Annotated in this window: 13 protein-coding genes; 6 read left to right on the top strand and 7 right to left on the bottom strand. The window is 75.3% G+C overall.

Going from position 1 to position 13,682, the window contains the following annotated elements:
- Positions 1-19: 19 nt before the first annotated feature.
- Together VGL20_10750 and VGL20_10745 are read right to left on the bottom strand one after the other, a co-directional pair.
- Positions 20-1,414 carry a glycosyltransferase gene (locus tag VGL20_10750; protein HEY2704158.1) on the bottom strand — a complete coding sequence of 465 codons (1,395 nt, stop codon included), beginning with the start codon at positions 1,412-1,414 and terminating at the stop codon, positions 20-22.
- Positions 1,415-1,746: 332 nt separating this feature from the next.
- Positions 1,747-2,415, bottom strand: coding sequence for a hemolysin III family protein (locus VGL20_10745; GenBank protein HEY2704157.1), 669 nt, complete (start codon positions 2,413-2,415; stop codon positions 1,747-1,749).
- Positions 2,416-2,559: 144 nt separating this feature from the next.
- Between VGL20_10745 and VGL20_10740 the strand changes: the two genes are divergently transcribed.
- The 4 genes from VGL20_10740 (at position 2,560) to VGL20_10725 (ending at position 5,279) form a co-directional block, all read left to right on the top strand.
- Positions 2,560-3,342: an SDR family oxidoreductase gene (locus tag VGL20_10740; GenBank protein HEY2704156.1), complete on the top strand. Its 783-nt coding sequence runs from the start codon at positions 2,560-2,562 to the stop codon at positions 3,340-3,342.
- Positions 3,339-4,511: a lactate 2-monooxygenase gene (locus tag VGL20_10735; protein ID HEY2704155.1), complete on the top strand. Its 1,173-nt coding sequence runs from the start codon at positions 3,339-3,341 to the stop codon at positions 4,509-4,511. The genes VGL20_10740 and VGL20_10735 overlap by 4 nt, the downstream gene beginning before the upstream one ends.
- A 129-nt stretch (positions 4,512-4,640) precedes the next feature.
- The gene (locus VGL20_10730; GenBank protein ID HEY2704154.1) at positions 4,641-4,898 is read left to right on the top strand and encodes a hypothetical protein; all 258 of its coding nucleotides are present in this window, start codon (positions 4,641-4,643) and stop codon (positions 4,896-4,898) included.
- Positions 4,899-4,964: 66 nt separating this feature from the next.
- The gene (locus VGL20_10725) at positions 4,965-5,279 is read left to right on the top strand and encodes a hypothetical protein (protein ID HEY2704153.1); all 315 of its coding nucleotides are present in this window, start codon (positions 4,965-4,967) and stop codon (positions 5,277-5,279) included.
- A gap of 7 nt (positions 5,280-5,286) precedes the next feature.
- Here the strand turns inward: VGL20_10725 and VGL20_10720 are convergent, their stop codons facing one another.
- Genes VGL20_10720 through VGL20_10710 form a run of 3 tightly spaced genes read right to left on the bottom strand, consistent with a single transcriptional unit; the run spans position 5,287 to position 9,608 of the window.
- Positions 5,287-5,931 (bottom strand): O-methyltransferase, encoded by a 645-nt coding sequence (locus VGL20_10720; GenBank protein ID HEY2704152.1) that lies wholly within the window; start codon positions 5,929-5,931, stop codon positions 5,287-5,289.
- Positions 5,932-5,962: 31 nt separating this feature from the next.
- Entirely contained in the window at positions 5,963-8,047 is a 2,085-nt protein-coding gene (locus tag VGL20_10715) for a hypothetical protein (GenBank protein ID HEY2704151.1), read from the bottom strand.
- A gap of 10 nt (positions 8,048-8,057) precedes the next feature.
- Entirely contained in the window at positions 8,058-9,608 is a 1,551-nt protein-coding gene (locus tag VGL20_10710) for a glycosyltransferase family 39 protein (protein HEY2704150.1), read from the bottom strand.
- A gap of 24 nt (positions 9,609-9,632) precedes the next feature.
- Here VGL20_10710 and VGL20_10705 point away from each other — a divergent pair, with 24 nt between their 5' ends.
- On the top strand, positions 9,633-10,361 hold the full coding sequence (locus VGL20_10705) for a glycosyltransferase family 2 protein (GenBank protein ID HEY2704149.1): 729 nt from the start codon (positions 9,633-9,635) through the stop codon (positions 10,359-10,361).
- A 5-nt stretch (positions 10,362-10,366) separates the two neighbouring features.
- On the opposite strand, the gene VGL20_10700 is transcribed toward VGL20_10705, so the two are convergent.
- Together VGL20_10700 and VGL20_10695 are read right to left on the bottom strand one after the other, a co-directional pair.
- Positions 10,367-11,629, bottom strand: coding sequence for an NAD-dependent epimerase/dehydratase family protein (locus VGL20_10700; protein ID HEY2704148.1), 1,263 nt, complete (start codon positions 11,627-11,629; stop codon positions 10,367-10,369).
- 129 nt (positions 11,630-11,758) lie between these two features.
- Positions 11,759-11,992 (bottom strand): hypothetical protein, encoded by a 234-nt coding sequence (locus tag VGL20_10695; GenBank protein ID HEY2704147.1) that lies wholly within the window; start codon positions 11,990-11,992, stop codon positions 11,759-11,761.
- A 156-nt stretch (positions 11,993-12,148) separates the two neighbouring features.
- Between VGL20_10695 and VGL20_10690 the strand changes: the two genes are divergently transcribed.
- The gene (locus tag VGL20_10690; GenBank protein HEY2704146.1) at positions 12,149-13,504 is read left to right on the top strand and encodes an FGGY family carbohydrate kinase; all 1,356 of its coding nucleotides are present in this window, start codon (positions 12,149-12,151) and stop codon (positions 13,502-13,504) included.
- Positions 13,505-13,682 lie beyond the last annotated feature (178 nt).

Here is a 13,682-nt window from a genome sequence, read left to right as displayed (position 1 = left end):
CACCCCCTCCACGTCCACGCTACACGACCCGTTCGCCGACCCTGGCCGCGGCGGCCGGATGCTGGTCGGCGGTCACGGTGGCGCGCGCCGCCAGCGCCGCGGCGTGGAGCGACTCGGCGGCGCGGGCGAGGCCGCCGAGGTCGGGGGGCGGCACCGCGGGCGTCGCCGCCCCTCGATCGAGCACCTCGAGCACGGCGGCCGCCAGCCGGCCCGGCTCGAGCTCGTCGGGGTCGAGCTGCGACACCCAGCCGCGGTCGGCGAAGCGCTGCGCCCGCATTCGCTGCTCGGCGCTCGGACCCCGCCGCGGCACCAGCAGCGCCGGGGTGCCGACCCGCAGCACCTCCATCGTCGTGTTGTAGCCGGCCATGGCCACGACCATGTCGGCGGCGGCGAGATAGCGCAGCGGGTCGCCGACCATGGTCCGCAGCCGCACCGGCAGGCCGACGGCGCGGCGTTTGAGGTCGCGGCGCTGGGCGTCGGGCATGAACGGCCCGGTGACGATCACGAAGGTGCAGGCCCGGGCCGCGCAGACCTGGGGCACGGCGTCGACGAGGGTGCTCATCAGGGTGTGGGCGTCGGCGCCGCCGCCGGCCATCGCCACCACCATGCTGCCCCGCGGCTCCATGCCGATCCGGCGGGCGGGGAGGCGCCGCTGGGCCACCGGGGCGGGGGTGCAGACGTAGCCGCAGAAGCGCACCATCCGGGCCAGCTCGGCCGGCCACCCGTACTGCTCGGGAAGGTCGAAGACCTCCGACGAGCCGTACACCAGGACCTGGTCGTAGTGTTCGGCGAGGGCGTCGAAGGCGCCCTCGGCGCGCCAGCGGGCATGCACCACCGCGGGGTCGTCGATGATGTCACGCACCCCGAGCACCACCCGCGTGGGGGTGTGGCGCAGCGCCGCCAGGGTGGGCAGGAGCTCGCCGAGGGCGCCGTGGGGCATGTGGTCGACGAGCAGCACGTCGGGGCGGAACGCGGTGGCCGCCTCGAGGATCAGCCGGCTCCGCAGCCGGCGCACCTCGCCGATCTCCAGCGGCAGCGAGTGCGGCCGCCAGTCGCCCGGCCCCGCCTTCACGATCGAGGGCAGCTTGAGGTAGTCGTGGTGTGGGACATCGCGGATCAGCGAGCCCAGCGGCGAGTCGGAGATGGTGAGCACCGAGCCCTCGGCCTCACCGCGCAGGAACTCCGCCGCCACCGAGCTGGCCCGGCGCAGGTGGCCGAGCCCGAGCCCGTCCTGGGTGTAGATGAGGAGCCGGACGCCGCTCCGCCGCGCCAGCATCGCCGCGCTGACCCTGCGACCGCGGACGCGCCGCCCGGTCAGCGGCACCTCCACCTCGCCGGGGCTCTCGATGAGCGCGTGCCACCCCGGTTGTGGCTCCGCACCCTCGTCCGGCGCCGGCATCACCCTGACAGCCATCTCCCTTCCCTTTCCCTTCCTGTGGCGTCACCGCCACGCGAGGTCGCGGCCGACTCTCAGCCCGCGACGATCCTCGGCACTCCGCCGCACAGCGGAGGAGGAACGCGGCGCGGGACACCCGGCGTGGCCACCGTCAGCACTTCCTGACCCCTGTGCGGATCCGCGACGCCCGGGAATGGTCCCCGGCGCGCGACCCGCACCGCGTCCTGGACCCCTGCGACCTCCGCCCAGGACGCCCCCGACCTCATCAGCTCCTAACCCTTCCTTGTCCGAATCATAAACGAATCCTGACGCGGCTGAATGGGTTGTGAACGCCCGGTCCGAAGCCGGCCTCAGGGCCGCTCGTGAGGGACCACGAACGCCACGACGAAGGCGTAGAAGAGGCAGCTGGCGGCGATCACCAGGAGGTGGAAGGCCTCGTGGTAGCCGAACACCCGCGGCCAGAGCCGGGGGCGGCGGAGCGCGTAGATCACCGCGCCCACCGAGTAGAGGGCGCCCCCGCCGGCGAGCAGCAGCACCCCGGCGCCGACCCGGCCGGCGACCTGGGGCATCACCACCAGGCCGACCCACCCCATCAGCAGGTAGACGCAGGTGAGCGCCCAGCGGGGGATCTGCAGCGCCGGTGCCACCGCGACGGCGCCGCAGAGGGCGGCCCCCCAGAGGGTCACCAGCACCGCGATCCGCCAGCCCTCGTCGAGCACGTTCACCGCCACCGGGGTGTAGGTGCCGGCGATGAACACGAAGATGTTGGCGTGGTCGAGGCGGCGCAGCAGCGCCCGCCGGGCGGGGCTCCACGTGCCCATGTGATAGAGGGCGCTCACCCCGAAGAGCGCCACCAGGCTGATCCCGTAGACGAGCACCGAGATCAGCTTGGGCGCGTCGCCGACGGTGCGGGCCAGGAGGAACACGGTCCCGGCGCCTCCCACCACGGCGGCGACGGCGTGGGAGTAGCCGCGGAGGATCGGCTTGGCGGGACTGCTCGCGGGAGCGGGCGTGCTCACCCGTGCAGTGTACGGAGGGCCCGGAGCGGGGCCGGCGCCGGGGGGAAAAATAAGAGCCCGGGGGTGGCGGGCTCCCCGGGCTCATTCACTTCAACGAACCGGCGCTCAAACTCTTGCGCCATCCGGACTCCTACCATCGGGTCCATGCGGATCGAGGGCTGCGTCGCGGTGGTCACCGGCGGGGGGCGGGGGATCGGCCGGGCGCTGAGCCGGCGTCTCGCTGCAGAGGGGGCCCGCGCCGTGGTCGTCGCCGACCTCGACGCCGCCGCCGCGGAGGGGGTCGCCGCGGAGTTCGGCGGCCTCGGCATCGGCTGCGACGTCTCGGTGGAGGCCGAGGTCGTGGCGCTGGTGGAGCGGGCGGAGGCGGCCCACGGGGCGATCGATCTCTGGTGCTCCAACGCGGGCATCGCGGTGCGGGGCGGCCCCGAGGTGGCCGACGCCGACTGGGAGCGGATCTGGCGGGTCAACGTGATGGCCCACGTCTACGCCGCCCGGGCGGTGATCCCGGGGATGCTGGCCCGGGGCCGCGGCCACCTGCTCGGCACCGTCTCCGCCGCCGGGCTCGTCAACCACGTCTTCGCCGCCCCCTACGCGGTGACCAAGAGCGCCGCGCTCTCGCTCTTCGAGTGGCTCGCCATCGCCCACGGGGAGGAGATCGGGGTGTCGGTGCTCTGCCCCCAGGGGGTGCGCACCGACATGGCCGCGGCCGAGGGCGCCGCCGCCGCCATCCTCGGCGACCTGCTCGAGCCCGACCAGGTCGCGGAGATCGCGCTCGACGGGGTGCGCCGGGAGCGCTTCCTCATCCTCCCCCATCCCGAGGTGGCGGGCTACGCGCAGCGCCGCGCCGCCGACCACGACCGCTGGCTGCGCGGCATGCGGCGGCTGCGCCACCGGGTGGCCGAGGCCGCGGAGGGAGACCCAGCATGATCCAGGTGGCGCCGCTCGCCGGGTACCAGAACCGCATCTACCTCGACGGACTGGCGGGGCGGCTGCCGGGGCTGCCGCTCACCTACGAGGCGCTCGAGCAGCGGGCCGAGCGGCAGCTGACCCGCGGCGCCTTCGGCTACGTCGCCGGCGGCGCCGGCGCCGAGGACACGATGCGGGCCAACCGCCAGGCCTTCCGGCGCTGGCGGATCGTGCCGCGGATGCTCCGGGACGTCAGCCATCGCGATCTCGCCACCACCGTGCTCGGCACCTCGATGCCGGCGCCGGTGATGCTCGCGCCGGTCGGGGTCCAGTCGATCGTGCACCCCGAGGCGGAGGTGGCGGTCGCCCGTGCCGCCGCCGCCACCGGGGTGCCGATGGTGCTGAGCACCGCCTCCTCGCGCAGCCTCGAGGAGGTGGCCGAGGCCCAGGGCGACGCCCCGCGCTGGTTTCAGCTCTACTGGCCGCGCGACCCCGACCTCGCCGCCAGCCTGCTCGGCCGCGCCGAGCGCGCCGGCTACGGCGCCATCGTCGTCACCCTCGACACCTGGATGCTGGCCTGGCGGCCGCGCGACCTCGAGCTCGCCTACCTGCCCTTCCTCCAGGGCGAGGGCATCGCCAACTACCTCTCCGACCCGGTCTTCCGCGCCGCCCTGCCCACCCCTCCGGAGGAGGACATGGCCGGCGCCGTCCGGCACTTCCTCGGGATCTTCTCCGACCCTTCGGTGACCTGGGCGGGGCTCTCCTTCCTCCGCGAGAACACCTCGCTGCCGATCGTGCTCAAGGGCATCCTCCACCCCGACGACGCCCGCCGCGCCGCCGACCTCGGCGTCGACGGCATCCTCGTCTCCAACCACGGCGGCCGCCAGGTCGACGGCTCCATCGCCGCCCTCGACGCCCTCCCCGGGGTGGTCGACGCCGTCCCCGAGAGCCTGCCGGTGCTCTTCGACAGCGGTGTCCGCACCGCCGCCGACGCCTTCGTCGCCCTCGCGCTCGGGGCCCGCGCCGTGCTCCTCGGCCGTCCGTACATCTGGGCGCTGGCGGTGGCCGGCGAGGAGGGCGTGGCCGAGCTGCTGCGCGGTTTCCTCGCCGAGCTCGACCTCACCTTCGCCCTCAGCGGCCACACCGGGCTCGACCGGCTCGGCCGCGACGCGCTGGTGCGCGCCGGCTAGATCCACGCCCGTGAGCGCCGCCGGCGGACCATAGATAGTGACATACCTTGACAATACCGCGGGCCCGGCGTACAAGGGACGGGGGGCGCTGCCGTCGGTCTCGGACGTGGATGGCGGAGAGGGAAGGACATGCCGGGATGGGACGTCACGGTCCGGCCTGGGAAGGAGGAGAAGAAGAAGGACGACAGCACGTGGGTGATCGTCGTCGTCCTCCTGGCGCTGCTGCTCCTCCTCCTGTACGGCGGCCAGCACGGCGTGCGGGGCTGGGGCACGTCGCCCGGCTGCGTCCAGAACGACACCTCGCGCTGCGACCACCGCTGGGACGGCCGGGGTTCCGGCCACGATGGTGAGGATCGCCCTCCGCCGCCCGATCGCCGGGGGCCCTGAGCGGCGCCTGCAGGCGGCGGCGACCGCGGCTCATACTGGAGGCCACCAGGGAGGTTTCAGGCAGAGTTGGCCGGAGAAGGTGGCAAGAAGAACGACCCCACCGTGCCGATCGTGCTCGGCATCGGGGCTCTTCTCCTGCTCGTGCTCTTCGGCGGATGCGGCGGCATCAACCTGCCGACCATCAACACCGGCTCGGGCAACTCGGGCTCGTCACATTCGTACTCCTGCGACTCGCGTCGGTACGACTGCCGCGGCCACTACGACGGCAGCGGCCGCTGGGTCCCCGACCAGAGCACCGGCCGGGACGGGCGCCACGGTTCCGGTCACGAGCGGAGGAAGCCCCGGCCCACCGACGACCCCGACCCGCCCGGGGAGCACTGAGGCCGGCTCACCGCACCACCGAGACCGCCAGGCCGTCGCCCACGGGGATGACCGTGGAGGTGAGCCGCGGGTCGGAGGCGATCCGCGCGTTGTAGTCACGGATGCCGCGAACGTCCGCGTCCCCGTCGCCCCCACCGGTCACCCGGCCGTTCCAGAAGACGTTGTCGGCGAGGATCAGCCCGCCGGGGCGCACCAGCCGCAGCGCCTGGTCGAGGTAGTCGCAGTACTCCGACTTGGCGGCGTCGAAGAACGCGAGGTCGTAGGTGCCGGTGAGCCCGGGCAGCACCTCGAGGGCCGGGCCCTCGTGCACGGTGACCCGTTCGGCGAGCCCGGCGCGCTCGACCCAGCCTCGCGCCGCCTCGGCGTGCACCGGCGAGAACTCCACGGTGTCGAGGTGGCCGGCCGGCCCCATCGCCCGGGCCATCCAGACCGCGGAGTAGCCGAAGAGGGTCCCCACCTCGAGCACCCGCCGGGCCCCGGTCAGGGTGACGAGCATGCCCAGCAACCGCCCCTCGTCGGCCGAGACCTGGATCTGCGGGCCGCGCTCGGCGAGGTCGCGGGCGAGGTCCTGGAGCAGGCTGTCCTCGGGCCAGAACAGGGGCGCGAGGTACGCCTGGAGCTCCGGGGTCACGGTGGTCGCGGTGGTGCTCATGGGTCTGGCTGGCCTCCCGTCGTTGGCCCGGTCAGCAGCTGGCTCCGGCTCGCTGCAGGGTATACGGGCGGCCCGCCGCGAGGACCAGGCTGAGGCCGGCAGGGACGCGCTGGGCGGCGACCGGGTGGCCGCCGGGGTCGCGCACCACCACCCCGGCGGGGGCGCGCAGCGGCAGCGCGATCCGGCCGCCGGCGGTGGCCAGCGCGGTGCCGCAGCCGGCGCTGCGCCAGACCACCAGCCCGGTGCCGCCGCCGAAGCTGCGCGCCTGCCGGGCCGAGCCGGTGACGTACTCCCAGTCGCCGCCACCCAGCCAGCGGGGCCGGCCCTGCCCCTTGTCGGGGCTGAGCGCGACCAGGGTGCCCACCTCGGCGGCGAGCGCCGGCGGGATCGCCCGGCCGTCCATCAGCCGGGTGGCGAAGTACACCGCGGGGGTGCCGTAGACGGTGCTGGAGACGGCGTGGGCGACGAGGTTCGCCGCCGTCGTCTGGAAGCCGTCGCCGTCGATGAGGGTGTCCGGGACGGCGGCGCTCACCACCCCGGCGCGGCGGTTCCAGTCGGCCTCGCTCCAGGCGTCGTAGAGGCGCACCGCGTCGGTGACGGCGGCGAACTGCGGGGCGGCCGCGCTGGCGTCGACGAGGGCGTCGGGCCGCACCGCGTGGGCGGCCGAGTGGATCGTCGCGAGGTAGCGGTAGAGCGCGGCGGCTCCCCAGCCCAGCCCCGCGTCGGCGAGGGAGAGCGGGATGTCGTAGCACCAGTCGAGCTTGAGCCCGTCGGCTCCGAGCTGACCCGGGCCGGTGCCCAGCAGGGTGGCCATCGCCGCGCGGGTGGTCTCCTCGAAGCCGGGGCCGGTGGGGTCGACGACCTGCTCCGGGGGCGCGCCGCTGCGGAAGGCGCTGGTGGTCGGCGGGAAGCGCACCAGGTTGCGTGCCCACATCGGCCACCAGAGCACCACCCGGTCTCCCTGGGCATGGAGCTCGTCGACCAGCTGGCGCATCCCCGCGGCCCCGCCGAAGCGCACCGGGTCGGGCTCGGGGTCGCCGATCCGCGCCTGCCAGCGGGAGTCGATGATCACCGTGACCGGGCCGGGGCCGAAGTGCCGCCGCCACTCGGTGACGAACTGGCGCACCCAGTCCGCGGTGTAGCGGGGGCTGGTCCGCGCCGAGCCGGTCGCCATCTGCTCGCCCCAGGTGTCGACCAGCGGGCGCGACCACCACCCCGGCCGGCTCCCCGGCGGGGCCGCGGAGGCGGACAGCCCCTGCCCGCTGAGAGCGTCGTGGTAGGCGCGGAGGCCGCTCAGCGGGTCGGCCGCGAGGGTCACCACGAACGCGGGGAAGCGCACCAGCCCGTTCACCGCGGGGCCGGCGCCGAGGTCGCCCCCCCGGCTCACCAGGGCCGGCGGGTAGTCGACGTCGATCCCGCCGCCGGCGGTCAGCCGCATGGTGGTGGCGGAGGGAACCTCGACGAGGCCGAACCCCACCCAGCCCGGCGTGGTGCCCAGCTGGATCTGGTAGGGCGGAGGGGCGAAGGGCGTGCGTCCGGCGATGCCGGTCACCGGCAGGGCGGACCCGGCCGGCCGGGTCGGGTCGGGGGTGTAGCCGGCGGTGACCGCGGCGAGGTCGATTCCGCCGGCGCCGTCGTGGAAGAAGCGCGGCGACCCGCCGCCGAGCAGCTCCGGACGGGCGGCGAAGCGCACCGTGAAGCTGTCCCGTGAGGGCTCCAGCAGCGCCTCCTCGAGCACCCGCCCGTCGGCGGCGAGCAGGCGGCTCTCGAACTGCGCCGCGAAGCGGCGGCCCACCAGCCGGCTGTGCGGCGGCGGACGCAGCCCCGCCGCCGTCATCGCCAGCGGGAAGTCGACGTACTCGCGGCCGGCGAGCGTGGCCACCGTGACCCGGCCGCCGTGGGGCTCGTAGGCGAGCCGGTAGCCGGGCTCGGTCAGGTGGAGGGCGCCGTCGTCGGGGGTCAGCAGCCGCTCGACCGAGGCGAGGCTGCCGCCGTGGCGGAGGCCGGGCAGCGGCGAGAGGTGGGCGGCCACGGGCACGGGCACGGCCATTCCCACGGCGAGCAGCACCAGGAGCGCCCGCCGGTGACGCCGCGACTTCCGGAGAACCGCGCCCACCGCGGCCCCATCATGGCATCTGCCGGGGCGCCGTGTCGGGCAGATCGCTGCGAATCCACACCGCGTCGGGAAAGTCGGCGAACACCTGCCGGTAGCGGCGCTCCAGCAGCGTGGAGACCTCCGGGAACACGACCAGGTCGAAGTCCTGGCTGAGGATGACCTCGGGGTCGAGGGCGGCGACCTGCGCCACCAGCGCCTGGTGCGAGCCGGCGAGGACGATGTCGTTGTAGATCGGCGCCGTGGGGAGGAGCAGGGGGAGGTCGGCGAGGATGTACGGCCAGGCGTCCGAGCTCCACAGCACCGCCCGGTGGCCCGACCAGCCGTGGGCGCGGATCCAGGCGCTGGAGCGGGCGTCGGCGAGCACCTTGTCGTCGAAGTCGGTGGTCCAGGTGACCCGGTCCTCCCGGCCCAGCAGGGTGCGCAGCCCGCCCATGTAGTAGGTCCCCAGGGTGGGCGCCGGGCTCTGGACCCCGGCGAGCCCCAGCGGGTCCCAGTCGAGCCCGGTCACGCTCGCCTGCGCCCCGGCGAGCACCGCCCCCGCGGCGAGCGGGGCGAAGCGCGCCGCCGCGCCCGAGCGCAGCCGCCGCACCGAGGGCAGGCGCAGCCCGGCGGCGAGGGCGAGCATCAGCGGCGGGATCGAGGGGGTGAGCAGGTGGGCGTAGGGCTGGTGGGCGGCGGCGGGGACGAGCAGGGTCGCGCCCGCCCAGAGCCAGAGCATCCACAGGGGACGCGCGGAGCGCCGGCTGAGCCAGGCGCCGGCGGTGAGCAGCCCGGGCGCGAGCGCCAGCAGCACCGCGTGGAGGACCCGCTCGGCGGTGGTGGTGGGCAGCGCGTCGGCGCTGTACTGGCCGTAGAAGCCGAGCAGGGCGAAGCCGAGGCGGTGGGGCCCGGCCAGCGCCGCGTAGGCCGCCACCCACGCCCCGGTGAGCGCCACCACGGTGGCGCAGTAGACCAGCAGGTCACGGCGGCCGGCGCGCGGGCTGAGCAGGATCATCAGCCCGAACACGGCGGCGTCGGCCACCGCGGTCTGCTGGAAGGCGATCCCGATCGCCGCCAGGACCCCCACCACCACCGGCCAGGAGCGGGCGGCCGCCGCCGGGGTCACCCCGGCGAGCCGGGGGATGAGCAGCGCGCCCGCCCAGGTGGTGGCGGCGCAGAGCAGGCTGTCGGGGACGGCCAGCTGGGCGCCGGTGATCGGCACCCCGAGCAGGAGCGCGGTGCCGAGCACCGCCGCCAGCGCCCGCCTCGGGGAGGTCAGCCGCCGGGCGGCGTGGGCGACGGCAGCGACGGTGAGCGCCCCGGCGATCAGCGTGAGGGTGTGCAGCGCAGCCTCCGAGGTGCCCAGCAGGCGGACGGTGAGCGCCACCGTCCAGGTCTGCAGCGGCGGCTTGTTCGACCAGATCTCCGAGTACAGCGACCGCCCCTGCAGCAGGCTGCGGGCCGCCGTGGTGTACCCCGCCTCGTCGGTGTACCAGGGGGGCTCGAAGAACGAGGGGAGCCGGAGCAGGACGAGCAGCCCCAGCCCCCAGGCGAGGGGGCCGGTCCGGCGGTGAGGTGCCATGGGCCACCTATCATCCAGGGCTGCATGGCGGTGACGGCGGTCCTCCCCGACCTCCAGAGGCTGAGCAGCCTCACCCTGGTGATGCCCGCCCACAACGAGGCGGAGAGCCTGCGCCGGCTGCTCCCCCGCGCCGCCGAGGTGCTCCCCGGCATCGCCCGGCGGGTCGAGGTGGTGCTGGTCGACGACGGCAGCACCGACGGCGGCGGCGAGCTCGCCGAGCGCCTCGGCGGCGAGATCGGGCTCGAGGTGCGGGTCATCCGCCACCCCCGCAAGAGCGGCTACGGCATCAGCGTGGCCGACGGGCTGCGCGCCGCCCGGATGGAGTACACCGCCTTCACCGACGCCGACGGGCAGTTCGACGTCGCCGACCTCGCCCTCCTGGTGCCCGACCTGCTCGGCGGCGCCGCCCTGGTGGCCGGCTGGCGTCGCCAGCGCCAGGACGCGGCGGTGCGCTCGGTGGTGAGCGGGGTCTTCAACGTCGCCCTGCGGCTGCTCTACGGGTTGCGGGTGCGCGACGTCGACTGCGCCCTCAAGCTGATGCGCACCGACTTCCTCCGCTCCATCGACCTCGAGTCGCACAGCGCGCTGATCAACGCCGAGCTCTTCTGCAAGGCCCGGCGCGACGGGTGGCGGACCGCCCAGGTGCCGGTGCCGCATCATCCCCGCGAGCTCGGCCGCCGCTCCGGGGCGCGTCCGCGAGCGGTGCTCCGGGCGATCCGCGAGCTCATGCGTTACCGTCAGCGCTGGCGGTAACCCGCCTACCGGGCGGCCACTCGCGCAGTGGCCTGGCGGTGGCTGGTGTGGCGGCCGACGAGGCCGCGGGCGCTGCGCCCGGCGCTGAGGTGGCCGGCCTCGCTGAACGCCTGCTCGCGCGCCCGCCAGTCGACCCGCGGCGCGAACAGCCCCGGACGCACCCGTGAGCGCATCCGCTCGACCCGGGTGATCACGGTGTCGATCAGCGTCTGCTCCAGCAGGTGGGGCTCGAGCCCGAGGTCGACGAGCTTCTGGTGACGGGCGTTGTAGTAGTGCTCCTCGAGCTCGGTGCGCGGGTTGGGGAGGTGGGCGACGGTGGTGTCGAGCCCGTGGGCCTGGCGGGCCGCCTGCACCCGGTGGGCGAGGTCGAGGATGCTGAACTGCTCGGTGAACTGGTTGAACACCCGGAACTCGCCGGGCGCCGCCGGGTTGAGCGCGGCCAGCTCGACGCAGCGCACCGTGTCGCGGATGTCGATGAAGCCACGGGTCTGGCCGCCGCGCCCGTACACCGTGATGGGATGGCCGATCGCCGCCTGGGTGCAGAAGCGGTTGAGCGCCGTGCCCCAGATGTCGTCGTAGTCGAAGCGGGTCGCCAGGGTCGGGTGGAGGTCGCTCTCCGGCGTGGACAGGCCGTAGACCACGCCCTGGTTGAGGTCGGTGGCGCGCAGCCCCCAGGCCCGGCAGGTGAACTCGATGTTGTGGCTGTCGTGCACCTTGGAGAGGTGGTAGAACGACCCCGGCCGCTTCGGGAAGGGCAGCCGGTCGCGCCGGCCGTTGTGCTCGATGTCGATGAACCCCTCCTCGATGTCGATGTTCGGGGTGCCGTACTCGCCCATGGTGCCGAGCTTCACCAGGTGGCAGTCGGGGGCGACGTCGCGGAGCGCGAACAGGAGGTTGAGGGTGCCGACCACGTTGTTGACCTGGGTCTCGATCGCGTGGCTCGCGCTGATCATCGAGTAGGGGGCGGAGCGCTGCTCGGCGAAGTGCACCACCGCCTCGGGGGCCTCGGCGGCGATCAGCGAGCGCAGCGCCTGGAGGTCGCAGACGTCGAGCCGCTGCCAGCGGATGCGGCGCCCGCTCTCCGCCTCCCAGCGCTCGACCCGCCGGGGCATGGTCGACACCGGCACCAGGCTGTGGGTGCCGCAGGCCCGGTCCCAGCGACGCCGGACGAGGCTGTCGGCCGCCACCACGTCGTGGCCGCGGGCGGAGAGATGCAGGGCGGTGGGCCACCCCAGGTAGCCGTCGGCTCCGAGGACGAGGATGCGCATCCCCGGCAGGGTACAGGCTGCCCGCCGCGCTTGTGAACTGACCGAGTGGACTGAACGCAGGATGAACGCCGGATGGATGCCGGCGCGGGGTGGGGAGGTCGGGCTCGCCCCCGCGCCCCGCCGGGTGGGCTAGGCGGCCCGCTGCAGCAGCAGCAGGGCGGACTCCAGGCGCTGGGCGACGACGGCGCGGCGCTCGGCGTCCCCGATCAGCCGCCAGAGGGTGACGCCGGTCGAGTAGCGGCGGATCTCGTCGTCCTCGTTGACGTTGACGAGCCACTGGGCGAGCGTGGTGGAGGGGGCGCCGGGAGCGGTTCCGGCCCCGTCGGTGACGGTCACTGTGGTGCGGCGTTGTGGCGCTGCCATGTCGTTCCCCAAGCCCCTGTGTGCTGAGCCGCACCCCGCCGGGCGGTCGGGCGGCGCTGCCCGTGTAGAGAGAACGGAAGGTGGCGGACGAGACTTGCGCCGATTCGAACCCCATGGGCATGGCGCCCAGAGGTGGCCGCGTGCGACTGTGTCCCGATGCCCAATCAGCCCCCCGAGACCCTCCTCGGGCTCGATGTCGGCACCACCCGGATCAAGGCGGTGCTCATCGACGCGGCCGGGGTGGAGCGGGCGTCCGCGGCCGGCCCGACCCCGTTCGCCACCTCCTCCGAGGGGTCGGAGATGGCGGTTCTCGAGCTGCTCGACGCGGTCGCGGCGGTGCTCGGGCGGCTGGGGCCGCTGCGGGCCACGGCGGCGGCGGTGGGGGTCGCCGGGATGGCGGAGTGCGGCGCCCCCCTCGACGCCGCCGGCCGGCCGCTGGGGCCGGTGATCGCCTGGTACGACCCCCGCGGCGAGGACGTGGTCGAGCGGCTGATCCGCAGCGGCGGCGAGGCGCTGGCGGAGCGCACCGGCCGCCGCCTGCGGACGGTCTCGTCGGTGGCCAAGCTGGGCTGGTGGGTGGAGCGGGCGGGACACCCCCCCGGCGGCTGGCTGGGGGTCCCCGAGCTCTGCGTCCACGCCCTCGGCGGCGCCGCGGTCACCGACCCGAGCCTGGCCAGCCGCACCGGCTGGTACGACGTCGCCGCCCGCGCCTACCTGCCCGAGGTCGCCGCCGCCATCGGCGTGCCCGCCGTGGCGCTGCCCAGGGTGGTCGCCGCGGGCAGCGTCGCCGGCCGGGTGACCGCCGCCGCCGCCGCCTGGTCGGGGCTCGTGATCGGCGTCCCGGTGACCCCGGCGGGGCACGACCACCTCGCCGCCGCCGCCGGCTGCGGGGCCGGCGCCGCCGACCTCGTCGACTCGGTGGGCACCGCCGAGTCGCTGGTTCGGCGCCTGCCCGGCGCCTCCCGGCTCGACCCCGGCATCCTGGCGCGGGCGCTCGAGCTGGGCGCGGCGGTGTCGGCGCGCCCCGACGGCGACGGCTGGGCGGTGCTGGCCCGGGGACCGCGGTCGGGGACGGTGCTCGCCGCCGTCGCCGCCGCCCTCGGCTCGCCGCCGCTGCAGGAGCTCGACGCCGCCGCGGTCGAGGGCGCCACCCTTGCGGTCGCGGACCTCGTCGACGCCGTCCTCACCGGCGCGGAGCCCGCGCTCCCCCCGGCGCCCCGGGGCGAGCTGTGGGGGGCCGTGCTCGAGGAGCTGGCCGGTCGCACCGCCGCCGCCGCCGCCCTCTGCGAGCGGCTGGCCGGGCCGGCCGAGCGGGTGCTGGTGGTCGGCGGCGGCGCCCGCAGCCTGCCCTGGCTGCGGGCCAAGGCGCGGCGGCTGCCGGCGCCGCTGTGGCGCGCCGGCACCGGCGAGGCGGCGGCGCGCGGCGCGGCGGTGGCCGCCGGGGTGGCGGCGGGCTGGTGGCCCGACGCCGGTGCGGCGCCCCCGCCGGTGCTCGAGCCGGTCGCCTCCTAATGGGTGTGGAGCAGCCGCGGAACCTGGCAGGCTGACCCCGAGCCACCGGCGGGTGAGCACTGTGACCTCCCGGGCGTTGAGCCCTAGAGCTAGATGTAATGGGCCGGGACGTTGTTGACGCGCGAGATGGGCGCCTGGAGGCCGAGCGCGGTGTGGGCCCGATGATGGTTGTACAGGT

The sequence above is a fragment of the Candidatus Dormiibacterota bacterium genome (assembly GCA_036495095.1).
GTDB lineage: Bacteria > Chloroflexota > Dormibacteria > Aeolococcales > Aeolococcaceae > CF-96.
Note: the sequence above shows the minus strand (reverse complement) of the source record. Positions and strands in the feature narration are given on the sequence as shown.

Coding starts and splice junctions, on each gene's coding strand:
- VGL20_10720 (HEY2704152.1), bottom strand. CDS start 5,931: ATGAGCACCACCGCGACCACCGTGACCCCGGAGCTCCAGGCGTACCTC.
- VGL20_10705 (HEY2704149.1), top strand. CDS start 9,633: ATGGCGGTGACGGCGGTCCTCCCCGACCTCCAGAGGCTGAGCAGCCTC.
- VGL20_10700 (HEY2704148.1), bottom strand. CDS start 11,629: ATGCGCATCCTCGTCCTCGGAGCCGACGGCTACCTGGGGTGGCCCACC.
- VGL20_10735 (HEY2704155.1), top strand. CDS start 3,339: ATGATCCAGGTGGCGCCGCTCGCCGGGTACCAGAACCGCATCTACCTC.
- VGL20_10710 (HEY2704150.1), bottom strand. CDS start 9,608: ATGGCACCTCACCGCCGGACCGGCCCCCTCGCCTGGGGGCTGGGGCTG.
- VGL20_10690 (HEY2704146.1), top strand. CDS start 12,149: ATGCCCAATCAGCCCCCCGAGACCCTCCTCGGGCTCGATGTCGGCACC.
- VGL20_10750 (HEY2704158.1), bottom strand. CDS start 1,414: ATGGCTGTCAGGGTGATGCCGGCGCCGGACGAGGGTGCGGAGCCACAA.
- VGL20_10740 (HEY2704156.1), top strand. CDS start 2,560: ATGCGGATCGAGGGCTGCGTCGCGGTGGTCACCGGCGGGGGGCGGGGG.
- VGL20_10730 (HEY2704154.1), top strand. CDS start 4,641: ATGCCGGGATGGGACGTCACGGTCCGGCCTGGGAAGGAGGAGAAGAAG.
- VGL20_10695 (HEY2704147.1), bottom strand. CDS start 11,992: ATGGCAGCGCCACAACGCCGCACCACAGTGACCGTCACCGACGGGGCC.